Origin of the sequence: Methyloversatilis sp. MC4-4, from assembly GCF_049843555.1 — a bacterium.
Lineage (GTDB): Bacteria > Pseudomonadota > Gammaproteobacteria > Burkholderiales > Rhodocyclaceae > Methyloversatilis > Methyloversatilis discipulorum_B.
On the sequence record NZ_JBBHZK010000003.1, the window covers coordinates 354,710 to 375,930 of the forward strand.

General features: G+C 66.1%; 16 protein-coding genes and 2 pseudogenes. All 18 read right to left on the reverse strand.

The genetic code is table 11. From position 1 onward, the window contains the following. Positions 1–41: 41 nt before the first annotated feature. The 18 genes and pseudogenes from WDZ97_RS14650 to WDZ97_RS14735 all read right to left on the reverse strand — a co-directional run bounded on the left by WDZ97_RS14650 (position 42) and on the right by WDZ97_RS14735 (position 21,205). Positions 42–905 (reverse strand): ATP-grasp fold amidoligase family protein, encoded by an 864-nt coding sequence (locus WDZ97_RS14650; RefSeq protein ID WP_425763236.1) that lies wholly within the window; start codon positions 903–905, stop codon positions 42–44. Between the two features lie 16 nt (positions 906–921). Then, positions 922–2,277: a putative O-glycosylation ligase, exosortase A system-associated gene (locus tag WDZ97_RS14655; protein ID WP_425763237.1), complete on the reverse strand. Its 1,356-nt coding sequence runs from the start codon at positions 2,275–2,277 to the stop codon at positions 922–924. Between the two features lie 15 nt (positions 2,278–2,292). Beyond that, a complete protein-coding gene (locus WDZ97_RS14660; protein WP_425763238.1) occupies positions 2,293–3,654 on the reverse strand; it encodes a phenylacetate--CoA ligase family protein in 1,362 nt (453 codons plus the stop codon). After that, positions 3,647–4,477, reverse strand: coding sequence for a sulfotransferase domain-containing protein (locus tag WDZ97_RS14665; protein WP_304005833.1), 831 nt, complete (start codon positions 4,475–4,477; stop codon positions 3,647–3,649). The genes WDZ97_RS14660 and WDZ97_RS14665 overlap by 8 nt, the downstream gene beginning before the upstream one ends. Next, on the reverse strand, positions 4,470–5,717 hold the full coding sequence (locus WDZ97_RS14670) for a glycosyltransferase (RefSeq protein WP_425763239.1): 1,248 nt from the start codon (positions 5,715–5,717) through the stop codon (positions 4,470–4,472). Before WDZ97_RS14670 ends, WDZ97_RS14665 begins: the two co-directional genes overlap by 8 nt. Further along, on the reverse strand, positions 5,714–6,928 hold the full coding sequence (locus WDZ97_RS14675; protein WP_425763240.1) for a TIGR04063 family PEP-CTERM/XrtA system glycosyltransferase: 1,215 nt from the start codon (positions 6,926–6,928) through the stop codon (positions 5,714–5,716). Before WDZ97_RS14675 ends, WDZ97_RS14670 begins: the two co-directional genes overlap by 4 nt. A 17-nt stretch (positions 6,929–6,945) precedes the next feature. Then, positions 6,946–8,859 (reverse strand): XrtA/PEP-CTERM system amidotransferase, encoded by a 1,914-nt coding sequence (locus WDZ97_RS14680; RefSeq protein WP_425763241.1) that lies wholly within the window; start codon positions 8,857–8,859, stop codon positions 6,946–6,948. 13 nt (positions 8,860–8,872) lie between these two features. Then, positions 8,873–10,021 (reverse strand): TIGR03088 family PEP-CTERM/XrtA system glycosyltransferase, encoded by a 1,149-nt coding sequence (locus WDZ97_RS14685; protein WP_304005840.1) that lies wholly within the window; start codon positions 10,019–10,021, stop codon positions 8,873–8,875. Next, positions 10,018–11,535: an exosortase A gene (gene xrtA, locus WDZ97_RS14690; RefSeq protein WP_425763242.1), complete on the reverse strand. Its 1,518-nt coding sequence runs from the start codon at positions 11,533–11,535 to the stop codon at positions 10,018–10,020. Before xrtA ends, WDZ97_RS14685 begins: the two co-directional genes overlap by 4 nt. After that, positions 11,522–12,784: a TIGR03087 family PEP-CTERM/XrtA system glycosyltransferase gene (locus WDZ97_RS14695; RefSeq protein WP_425763243.1), complete on the reverse strand. Its 1,263-nt coding sequence runs from the start codon at positions 12,782–12,784 to the stop codon at positions 11,522–11,524. Before WDZ97_RS14695 ends, xrtA begins: the two co-directional genes overlap by 14 nt. 5 nt (positions 12,785–12,789) lie before the next feature. Beyond that, positions 12,790–13,845, reverse strand: a complete 1,056-nt coding sequence (locus WDZ97_RS14700) for a FemAB family XrtA/PEP-CTERM system-associated protein (protein ID WP_425763244.1) — start codon at positions 13,843–13,845, stop codon at positions 12,790–12,792. Further along, positions 13,835–14,179: pseudogene (locus WDZ97_RS14705) on the reverse strand (DUF3473 domain-containing protein); the annotation flags it as partial. The gene WDZ97_RS14700 and the pseudogene WDZ97_RS14705, both read right to left, overlap by 11 nt. Positions 14,180–14,364: 185 nt before the next feature. Beyond that, a pseudogene (locus WDZ97_RS14710) lies at positions 14,365–14,757 on the reverse strand (polysaccharide deacetylase family protein); the annotation flags it as partial. Next, positions 14,696–15,844 carry a non-hydrolyzing UDP-N-acetylglucosamine 2-epimerase gene (wecB, locus tag WDZ97_RS14715; protein ID WP_425763245.1) on the reverse strand — a complete coding sequence of 383 codons (1,149 nt, stop codon included), beginning with the start codon at positions 15,842–15,844 and terminating at the stop codon, positions 14,696–14,698. The gene wecB and the pseudogene WDZ97_RS14710, both read right to left, overlap by 62 nt. Next, positions 15,841–16,959, reverse strand: coding sequence for an XrtA/PEP-CTERM system-associated ATPase (locus WDZ97_RS14720; RefSeq protein WP_020165894.1), 1,119 nt, complete (start codon positions 16,957–16,959; stop codon positions 15,841–15,843). The genes wecB and WDZ97_RS14720 overlap by 4 nt, the downstream gene beginning before the upstream one ends. An 82-nt stretch (positions 16,960–17,041) precedes the next feature. Further along, positions 17,042–18,544 (reverse strand): TIGR03016 family PEP-CTERM system-associated outer membrane protein, encoded by a 1,503-nt coding sequence (locus WDZ97_RS14725; protein WP_425763246.1) that lies wholly within the window; start codon positions 18,542–18,544, stop codon positions 17,042–17,044. A gap of 18 nt (positions 18,545–18,562) precedes the next feature. Next, positions 18,563–19,579, reverse strand: a complete 1,017-nt coding sequence (locus WDZ97_RS14730) for an XrtA-associated tyrosine autokinase (protein WP_425763247.1) — start codon at positions 19,577–19,579, stop codon at positions 18,563–18,565. A gap of 9 nt (positions 19,580–19,588) precedes the next feature. Further along, the gene (locus WDZ97_RS14735) at positions 19,589–21,205 is read right to left on the reverse strand and encodes an XrtA system polysaccharide chain length determinant (protein ID WP_304005852.1); all 1,617 of its coding nucleotides are present in this window, start codon (positions 21,203–21,205) and stop codon (positions 19,589–19,591) included. Between the last annotated feature and the right edge of the window lie 16 nt (positions 21,206–21,221).

The following is a 21,221-nucleotide window of genomic DNA, read 5'->3' on the forward strand; positions in this document are numbered from 1 at the left end:
ACTGAGACGCTGACACTGAAACGCTGATACTGCGCCGCAGATCAGTTCGCCTGTTGCCAGAAGCGCCCGACGGTCAGGTCCCATTCATCCGGGCGGAAGCGCATGCGGCCGCCCAAGGGGGTGAAGGTCATTTCGCCGAAATAGACTTGTCCGTGCACGTTGTACAGATCGACGCGGACGAAATCGAAGCCCTCGGACAGACGGGCGCCGACTTCGAGTAGCCGGTCGAGATTGGCCGGGCGCGGCATGTCGAAATCCTTCTGGTTGTCGCGGTAGCGGAAGGGCAGCAATGTCCAGTCGCGATCGTAGAAGGCGTTGATGCCGTGCCGGCAGTCGTCGACCTGCACGAGCTGCGGCACGCCGTCGAAACACCACAGCTTGTAATCCAGCGGGCCGTTCTCCTGACCATCGTCGAGATAGGCCTCGATCACGACGCGCGGCTTGATCTTCGCGTAGTGATATTCGTGGTCGATCCAGTAGTAGTCCTTGCCCAGCCACTCCGTCAGCCGCGCGATGACCTCATCGCGGTCGAATGCGCCGTCGATCAGGATGTTGCCGCCGGAGCCATTGTTCGTCTTGATGACGCACTTCGGCGGCAGTCGGTCGAAAGGAATGCGCCGCGGGTCGGTGCCCGACCAGATCAGATCGACCAGATGCGCTTCGCCAACCTTCTCGCGCACATAGTCGCGCACCGCGTACTTGTCGCTGAGGCGTGAATAAACTGCATTGCCGCGCCTGTTCACGACGAGCATTCGCTGCAGCACCTTTTCGGTGAAGCGCTCGACGCGTGCCGGGTCGAATGGACGACCGTGCACTTTCTGATAGCGCTGCGTCAGCTGCGCTTCGCCGATCGCGCGTCTGTTCAGACGTCGGCGCAGGATGCGCCAGGCCTCCTTCAAATCCATGCCAGGTCTCCCGCTCTCACCCCGGAGCGCCGGGCTGGGCCGGTTGCAGTCTCGGCTTCCAGGGCCACAGTCGTGGAATGCGGCCACCGGCGAACAGCCCGGCCGGCCGCGCGCGGGCCCAGTCGACGTCCGGCAGGCCTGCGATGCGCTGGCGGATCAGCCAGGTCGTCGCGACAACGACTACGATCAGCGTGTAGTAGTAGTCGAAGTAGGCCAGCCCGAGGAAAAGGCCAGCGGTCGCGTAAGCGATGAGGCTCACCTGGACCATGCGCATCATGTCCGCCACCCAGGCGATGTCGGGCATCTTGCGCGCCCGGCGGGCGCTCCAGCCTGCGCTGAGCCAGGTGCACAGGCCGAGGGCAAAGAACAGGCCGAGCCCGATGTAACCGTGTTCGCCGAGTACCTCGAACACGACGCTGTGCACGTCGCGCACGTTTGTCGGGTCGGGTGCGTACATCGCGAACACCTGACGCTTCCAGCACTCGAAACCGCCGCCGAAGATGCGGTCGTTCGCCATGTTGAAGCTGGTCCACCAGGCATTGACGCGCCCCTGAGCGGACTTGTCCTCCTCGTGCGTCTCGATGGTACTCATGCGGTCGTACCAGGACTGCGGCATGAAATTGGCGATCGCGTAGCCGGTCACCGCCAGCAGGATGGCAGTTTGTATCTTCTTTCGACTGTTAAGCCAGATGAACACGGTCATCGATGCCATGCCCAGCATTGCGCCCCGCGACTGCGTACCGATCGCCGCAAAGGCGGTCAGCACCACCCAGGTGGTCAGGAAGAGCCTGAGCAGCGGATTGGCCGCCCGCGACCGCATGAAGTAAAGCAGCGGAACGGTCATCGCCAGCGCCAGACCGATCTCGTTATTGCCACCGATGAAGGTGCCGGGCGGTCCCTGCACGCGGAACACACCGCCGCGCAGGATGGTGAAGATGCCGCCCTTGAAGCCATAGAAGCCGATCGACGCCGCCGACACCCAGACCAGCGCCTCGATGCGGTCGAAACTGCGCATGATCATCAAGGCCACGAAGATCATCAGCTGGATCTTCAGCACCTTGTCCAGCTGGATCTGCGCGTCGGCCGGGTAGATCGCCTGTGTCGTCGTAATGCACATCCAGATCACGAACAGCGCAAGGATGATGCTCTCGCGCGTCCAGATGATCTTCTTGATCTCCTTCGAGAACAGCAGCGCCACCAGCGTGGTCAGCGCAACGATCATCGCGAACGGAAAGCTCAGCGAAAAACCGTAGGCCAGCCGGTGCGGGTTCATCAGGCTGAGCCAGGTGAACACCAGGATGCCTATCCAGGGCGTACGCAGGATGAAGGGCAACATGCCGAATACGGCGATGGTGACGACGATGTCACGCACGACGCGTCACCTCGATCATGCAGCCACCTTGCTGACGACGTAGCGGAACTTGCCCGAGCCTTCGGCCGCGATCTGCGCAACGTGCTCGACCACGACCTCGACCGATTCGCCGAGGCGCGCCTTCATGCCGGCGCGGATGCGCGCATCGCCGTCGGCCGGAAAGCCGGGCTCGGTCATCACCTTGACCCGGGTGAGATCCAGGCTTTCCTGCTCGATGCGGAAGCCGGCCACGCCGGGCATGTCGCGCACGATGTAGATCAGCGCCAGGCCGTGCATCACCGTGCCATCCCGGGCGACGATGAAATCGGTGCTGCGGCCCTGCACTTCCTTCAGCACCGGCAGCGTGCGACCGCAGGCGCAGGGCGCGTCGTCCGGCGCCACCACCACGCCGACGTCGCCGGTGCGGTAGCGCACGAAGGGGAAGTCACGGGTGGCCAGATGGGTGACGACAATCTCGCCGGACTCTCCCGGCGGCAGCACCCGACCTTCGCGATCGACGATTTCGACGATCACGTCCTCGGCGGTGATGTGCAGCGAGCCAGACGGGCACTGGTGCGCGATGAAACCGGCGTCGCGCCCGCCATAACCGTTGGCAACCGGTGCACCGAAACTCTGTTCGATCAGCGTGCGCTGGTGGTCGTACAGACGTTCGGACGTGACGAACACCACCTTGATGCCGAGGTCGTCCATGCGCACGCCCTGCCGCTGCGCATGGCGGGCGATGTGGGCGAACGCCGACGGGTAGCCGAACAGCATCTTCGGCCGCAGCGCACGGATTTCGTCGATGAAACTGTCGACCTTCGCGTCGGACATTTCGAAAGCCGGCAGCAGCCGGGTGCGCATCAGGCGATCGCGCAGCAGGCGCACGCGGTCTTGTGCGCCCAGTTCGATCGGGCTGCCCCACAGCACGATCTCCGGATCGCCGATATCGACGCCCCACCAGCGGGTGGCACGCCACTTGGCGGCAACGTCACGACTGACGCGTTCGAGGCCGATGTAGAAGATGAGCGGCACACCGCTCGACCCGCCGGTGTTGAAGCGCGCCAGCCCGCGTGCATCGTCCGCCTTCAGTGCGTCGGTGTGGGCGCGGATCAGCGGCTTGTCGAGGAAGGGCAGCCGCTGCAGGTCGGTCAGGCTGGACACTGCAGCCGGATCGAAGCCGATGCGCGCGAACAGATCGCGGTAGTACGGAACGTGTGCCGCCGCATGCGTCAGCAACGCACGCAGCCGCTGCACGCGCAGCGCTTCCAGCCGCTCGCGCGGCCACCACTGGCTGTCCTCCATCGCACGCCGGTCGGCCACCGTGCTGTGCTTCTTCAGCCGCTCCTGCAACGGAAAGACAAGGCCGGATACCAGACGGGTACGCAGATCAGGCATGCGTCCCCCGCACGGCGGCGAAGCGCGCCATCAGTTCGTCGCACAGCTGGGCAACCGCCGGTTCGACCGGCGGCGGCGCCTTCTTGCTGATCGAGCTGGCGAACACCTTGCGCGTGATGAAGGGCGTGAACGGCAGGTCGATGAAGCGGAAGGCCGCTTCGCACTCCTCGACCGGGTGGGTCACCAGCGATTCGTAGGACAGCAGCTTCACCCGCGGATTACGATCCAGCTTCATCTGGAAGAACAGCAGGTTGCGGAAATACCAGATCAGCGCGGCAGCGGTCGCCTCGTTCATGTCCGGCCGCCACAGTTCGCGCACCAGGCGCAGCGTGTCATCGGACATGCCGCCGGCAAACCACTCTCCATCGGCCTTGCCACGCACGATGCGGTCGATCTGCTGCGAGAAGCGGCCGAAGGACACCAGCGCGGAATTCACCGCATCGCGGTACTCGCGCACGATCCACAGCGCCTTCGAAGGCTGGAACTCGCTCATCAGCGCCGGCAGGCGATCGAGTTCGCACAGGCACTTGATGACGAAGTGCGGCGCACGCGACTGTTCCACCAGCCGGCGGATCACCGGAAGCTCGCGCATCATGTAGTTGTCGAAGGCGCGCGGGTCGCGCTCGTGATAGACGTCGGTCAGCATGCTGCGCTCGATCAGGTCCATCAGCATATTGGTGCCCGAACGCTGCATGCCGGCGACAAACACGTGACGGCGTGCCCCCGCGGCACGCGGCAGGCGCTGCACGCACCACTTGGACGCGAGCAGGGTCCGGTACTCGATCTGCTCGCGCACATGCGCCCATTTCGATGCTTCAGCCAACTCGTCTGACTCCTTCGTCGGTGGCGGCGACCGCTCCGCTGCGGCCCAGCGCCCTGAACGCGGTGACCAGTGCGGCCACGCGTCCATCCCATTCATTGTCCCGCGCGTAGGCCAGGATGGCATCCCGGTCCCAGTCGCGCGCGAGCGCGGCGGACAGCGCCGTCTGCAGCGCGGCGGCGTCGCCGAAGGGTACGACGGTACCCAGTTCATCGCGACAGACGACCTCGCGATTGCCGCCGACATCGGTCGTCACGACCGGCAGCCGGCAGGCCATCGCTTCGAGAAAAACATTGGCCCAGCCTTCGTTGCGCGTCGCCAGTACGAACACATCGGCCGCCGACAGCGGCTGCTTGAGCGCCTCCGGCGGCAGGGTGCCGAGAAAGCGCACGCAGTCCTCCAGCCCGAGTTCGCGCACCTGTTGCCTGAGCTGCGGCCCCCAGTCCCCTTCGGCGCTGGCGCCGCCGACGATCAGGAACAGGAGCTCCGGCACTTCGTGGCGCAGCGCCGGCAGCAGCTCGATCACGCGGTGAAAGCCCTTGCGCTCGGTCAGGCCGCCGACGCTGATCAGCACCGTGGCGTCGGCCGGAATGTCCAGCGCGCGCCGCGCCGCGTCACGGTCGACCGGATGGAACTTGCGCGTATCGACGCCATTGCCCACCACCTGCAGCTTGTCGCGGGCGATGCCGAGGCCGGCGGCGATGTCGGCCAGCGAGGAGGACACCGAAAACACGCGATCGGCCCGTTCAAGTGCAGCGAGCAGACGTTCGCGCAGGCCGGGCGTGCGCGCGTGGCGGGCTTCGGTGCCGCGCAGCGTGATCGTGAACGGCACGTGCAGCCAGCGCGCCAGCAGACTGGCCGCATAGCCGTCGGGATAGGCGAAGTGGGCGTCGAGCACGTCCAGACGGCCCTCACGCTTCAGGCGCGCCAGCGTGCCGCGTGCGCCGAGCGCCAGCAGTACGCCGTCGAGACGCTTGAACAGTCCGGGCACAGACAGGAAGCGTGGATGCAGCACGGTCACGCCCTGCTGTACCTCGATGCGCGGGACGTCCGGACGGAAGTGCGGCCGGATCAGGCGCAGCAGCGACTGGAACGGAAACCAGGGCACCGGTGCAACCACGGTCAGCGGCAGTTCGGCGCCGACACGGAACATGCGCTCGCGGATGAACACGCCGGCCTGCGGCTGCGCACCGTTCGGGAACAGCGTCGAGAATACGACGATGTGCGGCCCGCGCTGCGTCATGCAGCGGCACGGCCGGTCAGCCGGCCATAGACGTCGCGATAGCGCGCGACCGAGTTCGTCCAGTTGCGCTCGGTTTCGACATAGCGCCGCCCCGCTTCGCGCAGTTGCGGCCAGCGGTCCTGCATGGCCAGCAGCCGCAGCACGCTGCGCGCCAGATCTTCCGCGTCGCCGGCACGGAACAGCATGCCGGTCTCGCCGTCGCGGATCAGCTCCTTGTGACCACCGACGTCAGACGCGACCAGCAGCAGGCCCTGCGCCATCGCTTCCAGCGGCTTGAGCGGCGTCACCAGATCGGTCAGACGCATCGAATGACGCGGATAGACCAGCACGTCGACCAGGCTGTAGTAACGCTGCACCTGCGCGTGCGGCACGCGACCCGTGAACTTCACGTGCGCCTGCAGGCCGAGTTCCTGCGTCAGCTTCTTCAGGTTCTCCTCCTGCGGCCCACCGCCGGTCAGCAGCAGCGCGATGTCCGGCGCCTGCTGCAGGATGGCCGGCAGCGCGCGCAGCAGCAGGTCCAGACCCTCGTAGGCGTAGAAGGAGCCGATGAAGCCGAGTACCCGCTTGCCGGTCAGCCCCAGTTCGGCGCGCAGCGCGTCGTCGCCGGGGACGCCGAAAGCGAAGTTGTCGATGTCGACTGCGTTGGGGATGACGGTGATCTTGGACTCCGGCACGCCGCGCGCCACCAGATCGCGACGCAGACCTTCGCAGATCGTGGTGACGGCATCGACCTGCTGTACCGCGCGCGTTTCCATCGCGCGGGTGGCGCGGTAGCGCAGGCTGCCTTCGGTGGTGGTGCCGTGATCGACTGCGGCGTCCTCCCAGAAGGCACGGATTTCGTAGACGACGGGAATGCCCAGCCGGCGCCCGACGTTCAGCGCTGGAAAGGCGTTCAGCACCGGCGAATGCGCGTGCAGCACGTCCGGCTTCAGCTCGCGCGCGACCTCGAACAGTCGCGCTTCGAGCGCACGCATCTGCGCCCGCTCGCGCAGCACCGGTACGCGGTCGATGGTGCCGGGCGTCCACGGCGTGCGGTGGAAGGTGAGGCCATCGACCTCCTCGACCAGCGGGCCGGGCGCGGTGTGCTTGACGCTGGTGACGTGGTGCGTGTCCCAGCCGAGCTTGCGCTGCTCGCGCAGGATGGCGGCGGTGCGGAAAGTGTAGCCGCTGTGCAGCGGAATCGAGTGATCCAGTACGTGCAGGATGCGCATCGGTATCGGTGTCTCTTTCAGGCGGCGGCACGGATGGCCGACGCTTCCTGATTGCGCAGGAAGGCGTCGAACATGAGCAGGGTCCACAGCGACGCGCTGTAGTCGCGCAGGCCGGACTGGTGCGCGTCGACCAGGTGTTCGAGATAGGGGCGGTTGAACCAGCCGGTGTCGGCCAGACGGCTGCCGAGCACCGCGTCACGCACGCGCTGCTTCAGCGGGCCGCGGAACCAGCGCGCCAGCGGCACCGAAAAGCCCATCTTCGGCCGGTACATGATGTCGTGCGGCAGATGCGGTTCGAGCGATTTCTTCAGCAGGTACTTGCCTTCCTGCCCGCGTATCTTCAGCGAGGCCGGCAACGTGGCCAGCCACTCGACCAGCGGGTGGTCCATCAGCGGTTCGCGCACTTCCAGCGAGTGCGCCATGCTGGCCCGGTCAACCTTGGTGTTGATGTCGCCGACCAGATAGGTGTTCAGGTCGAGGTACTGCACCAGCGACAGCGGCTCGTCCGAGGTATGGCGTGCGGCGTGGCGGTGGAACACCTCGACCGCGTTGTAGCCGCCCAGAGCGGCCTTCATCCGCGGGCTGAACAGCTGGGCGCGCATCGGGTCGCGCAGGATGGACACCGAGTGAAAATAGGCTTCCACCGAGGTGCGCGCCAGCGATTCGAACGTGCTCTTGGCGCGGAAGACGCGCGGCGCCCAGTCCGCCTTCGGGTAGATCTGGCCCAGCGTACCGAACAGCGGCTTGCGCACGCCCAGCGGCAGGCGCGAACGCAGGCGCTCTTCCATCAGGTGCATGCGGTAGCGGCGGTAGCCGCCGAAGCTCTCGTCGCCGCCGTCGCCGGACAGCGCCACCGTCACGTGCTTGCGCGCCAGCTGGCACACACGGTAGGTCGGCAGCGCCGAGCTGTCGGCGTAGGGCTCGTCATACAGCCAGGCCAGCGTATCGATCAGGTCGAAATCGTCGGAGGCCACCATTTCGACGCGGTGGTTGGTGCGGTAGCGGTCGGCCACCTGCTGCGCAAACTTCGATTCGTCGAAAGCCGGATCGTCGAAGGCGATGGCGCAGGTATTCACCGGCGTGTCGGAGGACTGCGCCATCATCGCCACCACCGCCGACGAATCGACGCCGCCGGACAGGAAGGCGCCCAGCGGCACTTCGGAAATCATGCGCAGGCTGACCGATTCGCGCAGCCGGCGGATCAGCTCCTCTTCGGCCTGCACTTCGTCGATCGCCTCGACGTGGCCGAAGTCGACGTCCCAGTAACGACGCGGCGCCGGCGGTGTTTCACCGCGGCGGATGCGCAGGCTGTGCGCCGGCTCCAGCTTGAAAGCGTGGCGGTAGATGGTGCGCGGGTCGGCCACATAGCCAAGCGCGAAATACTCTTCGACCGCCAGCGGGTCGAGATCGAGGTTCAGGCCGCCGTGCGCGGTCAGCGCCTTCAGCTCGGAACCGAAGATGAGCTGGCCGTCGGGCAGCAGCGAATAGAAGAGCGGCTTCACGCCCAGACGGTCGCGCGCCAGGAAAAGCACGTCCTGATTGCGATCGAACAGGGCAAACGCGAACATGCCGCGGAAGCGCTCGACGCAGGCTTCGCCCCACTGCTCCCAGGCGTGCACGATCACTTCGGTATCGCTGCGCGTGCGGAAGGTGTGGCCCAGCGCGGTCAGTTCCGGAATCAGCGACTGGAAGTTGTAGATCTCGCCGTTGAACACGACGATGACCGAACCGTCCTCATTGGCCAGCGGCTGCTGACCGCTCGCCACGTCGATGATGGACAGCCGGCGGTGACCGAGACCGACGCCGGGTTCGAGGTGCAGATCGCCCTCGTCGGGACCGCGGTGATGCTGCGCCTCGTTCATCCGGTGCAGCACGTCGCGACCTACATCACGCCGGTTGCGCGTGTCGAAAATGCCAACGAAACCGCACATGCGGGAAATCCTGTCAGGTGGTGGAGCTGCCGGGGCGACCTTGCTTCGCGGACAGCGCAAGATAGGCGTCGCGATACGCGGCAACCATGGCTTCGATGCTAAAGGAGGCCTCGATTTTCTGCCGTGATGCACTTCCGTGCGCATCCCGCAGCGCCGCATCGGATGCGTATTCCTGCACGCAGGCCGACAGCGCCGCGACGTCGCCGGGCATGAACAGCCTTCCATTGATGCCATCGTCCACCAGTTCCGGCGTGCCGCCGACCGCGGTGGACACAACGGGCAGTCCGCAGGCCATCGCTTCGAGGATGGTGTTGGAAATACCTTCGCCCAGCGACGGCAGCACGAACAGATCGAAAGCCTGCATCAGTTCGGGAATGTCCTTGCGCTCGCCGGTCAGCCAGGCGCGATCGGCCAGACCGGCGTCGTCCAGCAGCGCCTGACAGCCGGCGCGTTCGCCGCCGTCGCCGACGATAACCAGGCGCAGGCGCTCGCCGCCCGGCCGCCGCGCGGCGTCAATGAAGGCGCGCACCAGCGTCGGGTAATCCTTCACACCGACCATGCGACCGACACTTCCGATCACGAAGGCGTTGCCACGGAAGGACTCCGGCAGCACGCTGCGGCTCGCGTCGGTCCGCGGCGTGAAGCGTTGCTTGTCCACGCCGTTGTAGATCTGCGTGACGCGCGCCGCATCGACGCCGATGGCGTCGCGCAACCAGTTCTGCAGGTCGCGGCTGACCGTCAGATAGCGGTGGACGAAAGGGCGCACCAGCCGGCGCAGCCGGTTATAGCGCGTATTGCTGCCGTCGAGGTCGAACACGTCGCGCCCGTGCTCGCCGTGGATGCGCACCGGCACGCCGGCCAGCCAGCCGATCAGCACCGCTTCCAGCGCCGACAGATTGCGCGTGTGCAGGATGTCGGGACGCAGCGCGCGCAGCATCCTCCACAGTCGCAGGTAGTGCGCCGGGTCCTTGCCCGGCGCCTTCTTCACGTCGTGGAAGGTGACCCGGCCGTCGCGGATGCGCTCGACGAAGTGCGAGTGGCCCTGCAGACAGACCACGTGGTGCTCGAAATCGCCCGGCGGAAAGTTGTTGAACAGGTTCACCATCCCGTTCTCCATGCCGCCGGTGCCGAAGTGATGCACCACGTGAACGACGCGCTTCACGGCGCAGTCGCCTTGCCCAGGTGCGGTTCGATCACGGCGGCGAAGGCCGTCAGTCGCGCGCGTGCCGCCGGATCCTCACCCTGCTGCGGCGTCCACAGCACCACGGCGTAGCCGCTGTCCTCGCCGTCCAGCAGCAGCGATCGGGCGAACATGAGTTTGGCGCGCACGCTGCTGACGGTGGGCTCACCGCCGACGACGAACCAGTCGTGAATGAGCAGGCGCAGCGCGGTCGAGCGCAGGCGCGTCTCCCGCACCGGATGCGCCGGCGTATCGACCACGCGCTCGCCGACGTTGGACCACACGTCGTGCTCCTGCCGGATCATGAAGTTGCGCGAATTGATCAGTTCGGCGTCCTGTCGCTGGCGGCCGTACCAGGCCAGATGAACGGCCACGACCTCGTCGCCGCGACGGTACTGCACGGTGCGCTCGCGGTCCGGGTTCTGGAAGGTGGGCCGCCAGTCGGTCAGCGCCGGTCCGGCATCGAGCGCCCAGCCGTCGCCGGGTTCGGCCGGCAGCGCCAGTTGTGGTGATGCCGGCAGTTCGCGCTGCGCCAGTTGCGCCGCATAGAGCGGAGGCAGCAGCAACACGAGCGCCGCCGAAGCCGCCGTCAGCGCGGTGCGCAGCATCGGGACCGGCCGCAACGCGATCGAGCCGGCGCCGGGCGCGACATCGTCGGCTTCCTTCTCCTGCCAGAACGAACCGACCCAGAACAGCAGCAGCATGATGACGCCGAAGAACACCCAGCCGTAGATGATGTGGTCGACACCGGTCGCCAGCTTCATGTCCGAGTAGTGCGCGAGCAGCACGATCATCAGCGCGCGGAAACCATTGGCGACGATGGGCACGACGAGGGATGCAACGATGAAGGCGGCACGACGCCACAGCGTGCGATAGCTCAGGTAAGCGAACAGAGCGCCGACGGTCAGCGACGCGATCAGGTAACGCAGCCCGCTGCAGGCCTCGATCACCGACCAGCTGCCGGACGGCAGTTCGAAGAAAGTGCCTTCGCGATAGACCGGGAAGCCGAGCAGTTGCAGCGACGCGACGGTGAAGTCGGCCGTGTAGTTCATCAGCGGCACCATCAGGCCCTCTCCCATCGGTACACCGAGGAAGAGGAAGGCCAGCGGGTAGGCGATGACCCAGGCGACGCGCCAGCCGAGCACGGCGACGACCAGCGACGGAATGCTGGCGACGAAGGCCAGCTGGCGCACCACCTGCACGCCGGCGACGTCGGCCACCAGCCAGCCGGCCAGAGAAACGGCCAGCGCGGCCAGCCCCCACGCGCAGGGTTGCGGCACGTGCGCCGCGAGCGCCGCCCGCTTGCGCCACACCAGCCAGAGGAAGATGGGCGGCACGATGAGGCCGTGCGCGAAGGTTTCCGAACGCCACCAGATTTCCGCCATCGACGCGGCGGTGCCCCAGTAGAGCCACAGCAGCAGTGCGAACAGCAGCAGGAATACCGGCCCGGCCGTCCGCCAGGACGCAGCACTGCGTCCGGTATCAGCTGCGGGCATGGAGGACGTCGGGTTGTACATCGGGTGTGCTTCCGTGTGGGGTTGAACGCGCCGGAGCAGGCGCATCGAGCCAGGCATCGAGCGCAGCCAGCGCGCTGTCCCAGCGGTAGACCAGTTCGATCCGGGCACGCGCCGCCTGGCCGATCGCCTGCGCGTAAGCAGGATCGAACAATGCCAGCACGCACTCGGCGTAGCTGGCCGCGTCGGCGGCGAGGAAATCGCGCCCCGGCTGTGCGTCGAGGCTGGCCGACAGCGTATGCCAGACAACCACCGGCCGTGCCAGCGCCATCGCTTCCAGCACCTTGTTCTGGATGCCGCGTGCTACGCGCAGCGGCGCCACCGCGCAGGCGGCGTGCGCGACCCAGGGGCGCACGTCATCAACCCGACCGGTCACCGTGACGAAGCCGGTCTTCTCCAGTTCGCGCACGGCAGGCGCCGGATTCATGCCGACGACGAAGAAATGCGCGGCCGGTTCGACGGCGCGGATACGCGGCATCACTTCATTGGCGAACCAGCAGGCGGCGTCGATATTGGGCCAGTAATCCATCGCACCGGTGAACACGACAGGCTTCACGCCCGAGGCATAGGGGTTCGCGCCGGCGTTCGCCGGGTTGAAGAAGTCGACATCGACGCCGTTGGGCAGCGCCTCGACGCGCCCCTTCAGCGTGGGCGCCAGCGATTCGAACAGCGCCACCTCGGCGGGCGTGACCAGCAGGCTGCGGTCGGCGGCGGCAACCACGCCCGCCTCGAAATCGAGCAGCGTGCGTGCTTCGCGCCGGTACAGCCAGGACATGGGCCAGCGGTGACGCGGCGCGTACTCGGACCACTTGGCCGAATCGACATCGACCAGATCGACGATACGGTGCACCTGCGGGTGGCGGTCGAGGTACTGCGCCATGGTCGAGCAGAACACGACGGCCTTGGTGATGCCGTGACGAGCGATGGTGTCATCGACCCAGCGCTGCATCGCTGCCGACCGGTAGTAGACGACGCTGAGCGCCTCGCCAGTCGCCAGCGCGCGCAGCGACAGCAGCTTGCGGCTGCGCGGGGCGATGGTTTCGGTGTGCAGCTGCACGCACATCGCCGACAGTTCGGGCAGGTGCGGCAGGTCGGCCGGGTCATCTACGAAGGTACCGACATGCAGGGCGTGGCGGCGCGCCAGATGCTTCAGCAGATGGAAGGAGCGGATCTTGTCGCCCTTGTTGGGCGGAAAGGGCAGCCGGTGGGCGAGGAAGAGCAGCGGCTCCACGCCGGTCAGCCCAGATTGCGGACGATGAAGGGGCCGATCGTGTTCGCGAAGCTGCGCGGCATGCGACGCCACACTTCGATCATCAGCTTGTACTTCGGGTTCGACGGATTGTTGCGCGGCAGGCTGTCGCGCTTGTACAGGCAGTACTCGTAATGCAGCGGCGTCGGTTCGAAGCCCCAGTTCTTCTTGAAAGAGTAGGAACCGGTGCCCTGCTTGCTGCGACCGTAGTCGAACACGCGGATGCCGCGTTCGCAGGCATGGCGCATCAGTTCCCAGTATTTGAAGTCGTTCGCCGCGAGGTCGCGCGCCGCCACCGCGTCGCCAGCGTAATACGGCAGGATTTCGTCGCGGAAATAGAAGCTCATCACGCTGCTGAGCAGCGCGCCGTCCGGACCTTCGACCGTCATGACCGAACAGCGCTCGCCGAAGGTGCTGCGCAGCGTGTCGAAATAGCGGCGCGACATCGCCGGCGTGCCGTGGCGATGCACGTTGTCCGAATACAGTTCGAAGAAACGGCTGTTGTCGGCGTCGAACACCGCCTTCAGGCCGTTGTTGATGCCCTTGCGCACCATCGCGCGCTGCTTGCGCGGGATGGCTTTCATGTTTTCCTCGACGTCAGGCGAGATCTGCTTGCGGAAGGTGACGTACAGGTCTTCGGTCGGCCAGTCGGTGTGGCGCGCCTCGACGTTGCGGAATTCGAGGTGGTCGACACCGAGCGACTGCGCGATGCGCTGTGCCTCCGCTTCGAGCGCGAGCGCTGCCTCTTCATCTTCGGTCGCGACGCCGCCGTAGACACCAAAGGGCAGCGACACCAGCGAGTGGCCGAACAGCCGACTCTTCACCTGGGCCAGCGGCAGCACGCCGCAGATGCGGCCACCGCGCTCGGCCAGCAGGTAGTGCGTGGCGTGGCCGAACACGTCGCGCATGATGTCGCGCCACTCGAACAGGTGAAAGAAGCTTGCCGTCGGGCAGGCTTCGACGAAGGCATTCCAGTTCGCGCGATCGGCGTCGGCCGGGGCGCGCACGGTGACTGCAGTCATGAACTCCGCCTCAGGCCGCACGGGCGATCTCCGGAAACACTTCGTCCATCCGGCCCCAGCGGAAATCGCGCATCAGGCGGGCAAGACGGCCCTCGGTGCGGTGCAGGTTGATGTAGTGGCGGAAGCGCGACTTGGCATCCACGCCCTGCACGCGCGGCTGGTCGGCGTCGATCTCCCACGGATGGCAGTAGAACATCGCCGGCTTGCCGTCGCGCTTGTTCACCTGGCTCAGCAGCCAGCGCGAGGTGGCATAGGGCAGCAGGCGGAAGTAGCCGCCGCCGCCGGCCGGCAGATTGCGGCTGCCCATGCGCACGGTGGTGACCGGCACTTCCATCAGACCGTCGCGCGATGCGAACGGGAAACGCGGCGCGTCCGGCATGCCGTAGTGGTCGTGCTTGACCGGATAGATGCTGGAGCTGTAGCGGTAGCCCGCCTGGCCTGCGCGACGCAGTCGAGCGCCCACGGATTGGTGTGGCCGATCGAGAAACTGGGCGCGCGGTAGCCGCGCACTTCGGCGCCGGTGATGTCTTCCAGCACCTTCTTGGCGCGCGTGATGTCGTCGAGAAATTCGGCCGGCGACTGTTCGGTCGCACGCAGATGGGCGGTGCCGTGGCTGGCAATCTCGTGCCCGGCAGCGGCGATGCGCCTGACCATGTCCGGATGACGCTCGGCGATCCAGCCCAGCGTAAAGAAGGTGGCCCGGTTGCCGCTGTCAGCCAGCAGCGCAAGGATGCGCTCGACATTGCGCTCGACGCGGCATTCGATCGAATCCCAGCGGCTGCGCTCGATGTAGGGCGCCAGCGCCGACACCTGGAAGTAATCCTCGACGTCGACGGTGAAGGCGTTGCGGATGTCGGTCCGGGCGCTCATGTCAGTGCGTGCTCCGCTGCAACAGCCAGTCGTGCAGGTCGGCGGCGATGCGCTGTGCAGCATTGCCGTCCCAGTATTCGGGCACGCGACCGCGCTTGCCGCCGGTAGCGAGGATGTCGTCGAGGCTGCGCACGAACAGCGCCTCGTCGGCGCCGATGACGGTGTTCGTGCCCTGCTCCACCGTGATCGGCCGCTCGGTGTTCTCGCGCAAGGTCAGGCAGGGCACCGACAGCGCCGTCGTCTCTTCCTGCAGACCGCCGGAGTCGGTGATCATGACGGTCGCACCACTCATCAGGCCGAGCATTTCGAGATAGCCCAGCGGCGGCAGCAATGCGATGCGCGGATTGTCGAGCAGCGCACCGAGGCCGAACTTTTCCAAATTGCCACGGGTACGCGGATGGATCGCGAACAGCAGCGGCAGCCGTGCCGCCGCCTGCGTCAGCATCGCGGCCAGACGCTTCAGTTGTTCGGGGTCGTCCACATTGCTCGGACGATGCAGCGTCACGACGCCGTAGCGGCCGTCGGCGATCAGCGCCGGGTCGATGTCGTGCTCGGCCAGCGTCTTCGCCGGCGGCACCGCCAGCGCGCGGCTGGACAGCAGCGAGTCGATCATCACGTTGCCGGCGAAATGCACCCATGAGGCGTCGACGCCTTCGCCGGTCAGGTTGCCGAGCGCACTGCGCTCGGTGGTGTACAGACGGTCGGAAATGCGATCGACGAGGATGCGATTGATCTCCTCCGGCATCGCACGGTCGCCGCTGCGCAGACCGGCTTCGACATGGATCACCGGCACGTGCTTCTTCACCGCCACCAGCGCACACGCCAGCGTCGAATTGACGTCGCCCACGACCAGCACGCAGGACGGCTTGAGTTCATCGACCAGCGGTTCGAAGCGCTTCATGATCTCGGCGGTCTGTACCGCGTGCGTGCCGGAGCCGACTTCGAGATTGTGGTGCGGTGTTGGCAGACGAAGCCCGCTGAACAGGCGCTCGTTCATCGCGTGATCGTAGTGCTGGCCGGTATGCACCAGCACCCACGGTATCGTCGGCACGTGCTCGTCGAAGGCGCGCAGGATGGGCGCCATCTTCATGTAGTTCGGCCGTGCGCCGACGACGCACAGCACCGGGGCGATCACCTGGGCAGCGCTCATTCCGCCTCCTTGTCCGCCTGCTCGGTCGAGCGCTCGGCGATTTCATACAGCAGGGCCAGTGTCTGTTCGAGCGTACGCTCCATCCGTGACAGGCGTTCTTCAAGATTGCCCGCCTGATGCGCGTTCACGTAGTCGCGCACCCGCTGCGCCGAGTCGGCGTCGAGCCGGAACTGCGACATGTCCAGATCGAACAGCGCCGGCGAACCGCGCAGCCCGGCGCCGTTGAATGCAGCGTGCGCCGCCGTGTCGGACGGCATCGGGCCGTCCGGTCGCTTGGCCATCGCGGCAGCGGCGGCGGCGTCACCCGCCTCGTCCTTGATTTCGCTGACCACGCCCGCGACGTCCTGCGCCGTGAAGGCGGTTGCTCCGCCGAGGAATCCGGCCAGCATCAGGCGGTCGCACAGTGTATTGATGCGTCGCGGCACGCCCTCGGTCGCCTTGAAGATGGCTTCGTGCGCCCCCGCCTGGAAGGCGGGGGACCCGCGCCAGCCGACATGCTTCAGGCGGTGCTCGATATAGGCCTCGGTTTCGGCCGCGTCCATCGGCCCGAGGTGGTAGGACGCGATCACCCGCTGACGCAGTTGCTCCATGTGCGGGCTCTGCATCGTTTCGCGAAACTCCGGCTGGCCAACGAGGAAGCTCTGCAGCAGCGCGTGCTCGCCGAGCTGGAAGTTCGACAGCATGCGCAGTTCCTCGACCGCGCGCGGCGTCAGGTTCTGCGCCTCGTCGACGATGAGCAGTGCGCGCTTGCCGGCAGCGGTCAGCGACAGCAGGAACATTTCGATCGACAGCAGCAGGTCGGCCTTCTTCAGCTGCTTGTTCGGCAGTCCGAAAGCGGCCGCGACCAGGCGCAAGGTGTCCTCGGCGTCGAGGTGGGTACTGACCAGCTGGGCCGCCACCACCTTCTTCGAATCAAGCTTCTGCAGCAGGCTGCGCACCAGCGTGGTCTTGCCGGCGCCGATCTCGCCAGTGATGACGATGAAACCTTCGCTCTGATGCAGACCGTACTCGAGGTAGGCGAGCGCGCGCCGGTGGCCCTTGCTGCCGAAGAAGAACGACGGATCGGGATTGAGCTGGAAAGGCTTGCCGGAAAGACCGTAGAAAGACTCGTACATGGATCTCGATCGTTGGGTACCCGCCCCTCAGGGCTTCGGTGGCGCTGCACGGTTCGGCAGCATGCGCATCACGGCGCCCGCGTCAGAAGAAGCGCGTACTCACCGTGGCGATCAGTGCATTTTCGTCTACATCGCCGGCGGCGACTGTGCCACGCATCATGCGCAGACCAATGGAGCCGCTGGTGTAGGCACCGAGTGCTGTGGAATATGTCGCATTGAAGACGTTGCGCTCGGTCGTCGTGCGCGCGGTCACACGGCCACTGGTGTCGAACGAGTTCAGCGAAAAGTTCAGCGAACTGACCGGCGAGAGCCGGTGCGACAGACCGATGGTCCAGCCCTTCTGGACGATGACCGAAGCCTCGGCAAAATCGCCGGTCAGGGATCCGCCACCCGAGCCGATTCCGCTGTCGTTGGTCGACTGGTACATCGTGAACGACAGCGTGTTGCGGGCACCGGTATGCACCACGCCGAGCGACCAGCGCGAGCGCCGGTATTCGCGGTCGGTCAGGATGGGCGAATCGAGCGAACCGTAGCCCGGGATACGCCCGGCCAGTGCGTCGGCACGGATCGCATCACGCCGTTCTTCCGGATCGGCAATGCTGGCATAGGGCTCGACGAAGGCCAGCGTCTCGTAAAGATCTTCCAGGCCCGAACCTTCGAGCAAGGTGTCGATCCGGCTCACGATGTTGCGCGTGTAGGCCGCGTTGAAAGCGGTCCTGGGCAGACGATGCGACAGCTTGTAATTGGCGGTACTGCCGTACGGCCGCTCGTCGTAATCGAGCGACAGTGCCGTGCGCTGCGACGGGCGCCAGTCCAGGCCGCCGCCATAGGTGGCACCGTCCCGACGATTGCCTATCGTCGACTTTTCGTAGCCGTAGCGGCCGGTCAGTTCGATCTGGACATCCGGCTTGTAGATCAGCGAACCGACGATGCTCTCGCGTTCGCTGTTGTTGGCATTACCCGAGTCGGTCACGCGCGAGCTGAGCACCCCTTTCCAGCTCAGTGTCGCCGGAGCGCCCTGCAGCGTCCCGGAGAACGTACGGGTGGTCAGTGCGCCCTCGCGGCGCGATGATTCGCTGCGCGCGATGGTGTAGCTGGATTTCCATGTCGCGATGTCGCCCAGCCGGACGGTGCCGCGCATCGACGGCGACAGCGAGAACACCCGCGTCTCCGTCGAATCGCCCAGCGTGCTGTTCAGCAGGTTGGGCTGGGCATTGAACACCGATCGCCGCCGCTGCGTCTGACTCGCCTTGGCGTCGAGGAAGAAGAGGTCGTCGACGACCTCGAACGACCCGTTCGCGCTCATGTTGTTCGCGATGCGCGACGGGAAGGTGTCGTCCGCGTAATACATCATCCGCGGCGAGTAATTGGCATTGAGCTTCAGGCGCGGACTGCTGCGGCGCAGATCGACGGTTGGCGTGACTTCGGTCAGCACGTCGCTCGCGGGCGCGACCGGCGAGAAGTTGATGTTGTCTGACACGATCATCTGCACCGACGCGCTGGTCGACAGGCGCCAGCCTTCGGCGTGCGCCGAACCGAAACCGCTGGCGATGCCCAGAATGGCCAGGGAGATCGGGCGAAGCATCGGTCGTCCTGTCCTCATTCAACCCGCCTTGGCCGTGTCGCGATAACCGGTTTCGGAGCCATAGCCGTAACCGTAACCGTAGTAACCGTAGTAACCGTCGGTACGGGCGTAGCGCGCCTTGTTCAGCACCAGCATCTTGACCGGGCAGCCCTGTACCTTGGCCAGCGCCTGCTTCACCATCGCGTGCGTGGTGCGCCCGGCCTCGACCACCATCACCAGCTGGCCCATCGACTGCGCAAGCACCGGTGCCTCGGTCGTCACCATCAGCGGCGGCGAGTCGAAAATGATGATGCGGTCAGGATAGCGATGCGCCAGTTCGACCAGCAGCGAACGCATCGCACCGCTGGCCAGCAGTTCGGTGGCGTTCTTGTGCGGCATGCCGGCCGGCAGCAGCGTGAGTTTCTCGACGTTGGTACGGAGCAGGACGTCGGGCAGACCAACATCCTCGTCGAGCAGCACGTCCATCAGCCCCTTGGCCGGCGGCAGGCCGAGCAGGTTCAGGATGGAGGGGCGTGCCACGTCGGCATCGACCAGCAGGACACGGTTGTCCAGTTCCATCGCGATGCTCATCGCGAGGTTGATCGAATTGAAGCTCTTGCCCTCACCCGGCACCGAACTGGTCACCATGATGAGGTTGCCGTTATCGACCGGCGCCGCGCCCTTGCCGTGGGCGTTGGCCAAAATGGGGCGCTTGATCACGCGGAATTCTTCGGCGATCTGCGAACGCGGTGCCGACGGCACGACCAGACCCATCCCGTCGAGTCGCGCCAGATCGAGTTCGACGTAGCGGGATGAATCAATGGGGGCTCCGCCCACCACCTGCACCGGCGCGGCGGCTTCACCCGCCGGCGGCACCGCGGCGACAGGTACCGCCGCAGGCGCGGGCGCGGGAGCAGGCGCGGGCGCGGGCGCGGGCGCGACAGCAGGCGCAGCCGCCGGCGGCGCCTCGGGCGCCGCTGCCGGTTCCTCGCCGATATCGACGCCCGCCCGCTTGAGGTGGGCCATTCGTTCGATTGCTTGTTCGATGATGCTCATGATCTATCCTCAGGCGCTGCGCATCACGAGCGACACGAAAGCCAGCATCGCCACATAGGCGGCCACCAGCCCGCCAAGACCGCCGAAGAACACGACGCTGCGGCGACGCTCGTAACGCTTGCGCTCGTTCGCGAGCAGCATGGACACCGAACCCAGCACCGGTACGCCGGCCACTTCGGCCAGCATCCGGCCGTCGTGGAACACCGGTCGCAGTTGCGATACGGCGAACGATGCCGCACCACCGACGACGATGGCCGCTGCCAGCACCACGGTCAGCAGGATGAGCCGATTGGGGGCCGCCGGCTTGGGATCGACGCGCGGCGGCTCGATCAGACGGAATTCCGCCACCCCGGTCGCGTCCATCTCTTCCGAAATCGAGGCCGATTCGCGGCGCGACACCAGGTTGTTGTAGTTGGTCCGATGCACTTCGTAGTCGCGGTTGAGCTGGCTGAACTCCGCCTCCAGTTCCGGCACCAGTCGCGACGACTGCTTCAATGCGTCGAGACGCGTCTGATACTCGCCGACGCGCGCACTCAGCGACGCGACCGAGGCCTCGGCCGATGCCAGTGCGACCTTGATCTGCTGGTAGACCGGATTGGGCATCTGCGCGCCGCCGGCCACCGGCTTCGCCTCGGGCTTGGCATCCGCCGGCTTGCCTTCCGCCTCCTTGGCCGCTTCGGCCGCGTGCTTCTCGATGATCTGCTTGCGCTCTTCCTCGAGGTTACGGATCCGCGCTCGCAGCTGGAGAATGTCCGGGTGCTTGTCGGTATAGCGCTGCAGCAAGCCTTCGACCTCGTTCTTCATGCCGGAGATGCGCATGTCGATCTCGGCGGTCGACGGGCCACCGGGGCCGGACGGCGCGAAGGTCATCGCCGAGCTGTCGGCACTGATGGTCGGTTCCTCGCCCAGCAGCTGGCGCTTCAGCGCGTCGCGCGAATTGGTCGCCTCGCGCAGGTCGAGCTGCGCCTGGTTGAGCTGGGCCTGCACCTCGCCCAGGCTGCCGAAGTAGTCCTTCTGCCCACCGCCCGGTCGTTCGAGGTTCTTGAGCTTGAACTCCTTCAGCCGGTTTTCCGCCTCCAGAAGCTTGGCCTCGTAGGCCTTGATCTGCTCCTCGATGAACTTGCGCGCCTGGTCCGCATCCTGTCGCTTGCTGCCGAGGCCCGATTCGACGAACAGCGTCACCATGGCCTGCACCACCTTCTGAGCCCGCGCCGGCTTCTGATCGCGATAGGACACGATGTAGAGGTTGTCGCGGCCGGAACTGGTGAGCTTCACGCTGGCAATCAGATCGTCGATCAGCTTTTCGCGCTCGGTCTTGGTCTTGGCCTCGAGATCGAGGTCAGCCATGCGGATCAGCTTCTCGATGTTCGGCCGGCTGATCAGCGTGCGGCTCAGCATGTTGATCTGCTGGTCGAGATTGGGCTGTACGGCCAGACCCGACATCAGCGGACGCAGGATGGACTGGGTGTCGACATAGATCTTCGCCGACGCCTGGTACTGGTCCGGCAGCACGAGCACCACGCCCATGCCGATGATGCCGACCACCCAGGCGACCAGCAGGCCTATCCAGCGATAGCCCCACGCCGACCTGAGATAGCCAGAAAACTGGCGCAGAAAATCATCCACAGCTACACGATCCTTC

Excerpts from the sequence above, each read along its gene's own strand:
- WDZ97_RS14720 (WP_020165894.1), bottom strand. The coding sequence starts at position 16,959 with ATGTACGAGTCTTTCTACGGTCTTTCCGGCAAGCCTTTCCAGCTCAAT.
- WDZ97_RS14650 (WP_425763236.1), bottom strand. The coding sequence starts at position 905 with ATGGATTTGAAGGAGGCCTGGCGCATCCTGCGCCGACGTCTGAACAGA.
- WDZ97_RS14675 (WP_425763240.1), bottom strand. The coding sequence starts at position 6,928 with ATGCGCATCCTGCACGTACTGGATCACTCGATTCCGCTGCACAGCGGC.
- wecB (WP_425763245.1), bottom strand. The coding sequence starts at position 15,844 with ATGAGCGCTGCCCAGGTGATCGCCCCGGTGCTGTGCGTCGTCGGCGCA.
- xrtA (WP_425763242.1), bottom strand. The coding sequence starts at position 11,535 with ATGCCCGCAGCTGATACCGGACGCAGTGCTGCGTCCTGGCGGACGGCC.
- WDZ97_RS14680 (WP_425763241.1), bottom strand. The coding sequence starts at position 8,859 with ATGTGCGGTTTCGTTGGCATTTTCGACACGCGCAACCGGCGTGATGTA.
- WDZ97_RS14730 (WP_425763247.1), bottom strand. The coding sequence starts at position 19,579 with ATGAGCATCATCGAACAAGCAATCGAACGAATGGCCCACCTCAAGCGG.
- WDZ97_RS14725 (WP_425763246.1), bottom strand. The coding sequence starts at position 18,544 with ATGCTTCGCCCGATCTCCCTGGCCATTCTGGGCATCGCCAGCGGTTTC.
- WDZ97_RS14660 (WP_425763238.1), bottom strand. The coding sequence starts at position 3,654 with ATGCCTGATCTGCGTACCCGTCTGGTATCCGGCCTTGTCTTTCCGTTG.
- WDZ97_RS14670 (WP_425763239.1), bottom strand. The coding sequence starts at position 5,717 with ATGACGCAGCGCGGGCCGCACATCGTCGTATTCTCGACGCTGTTCCCG.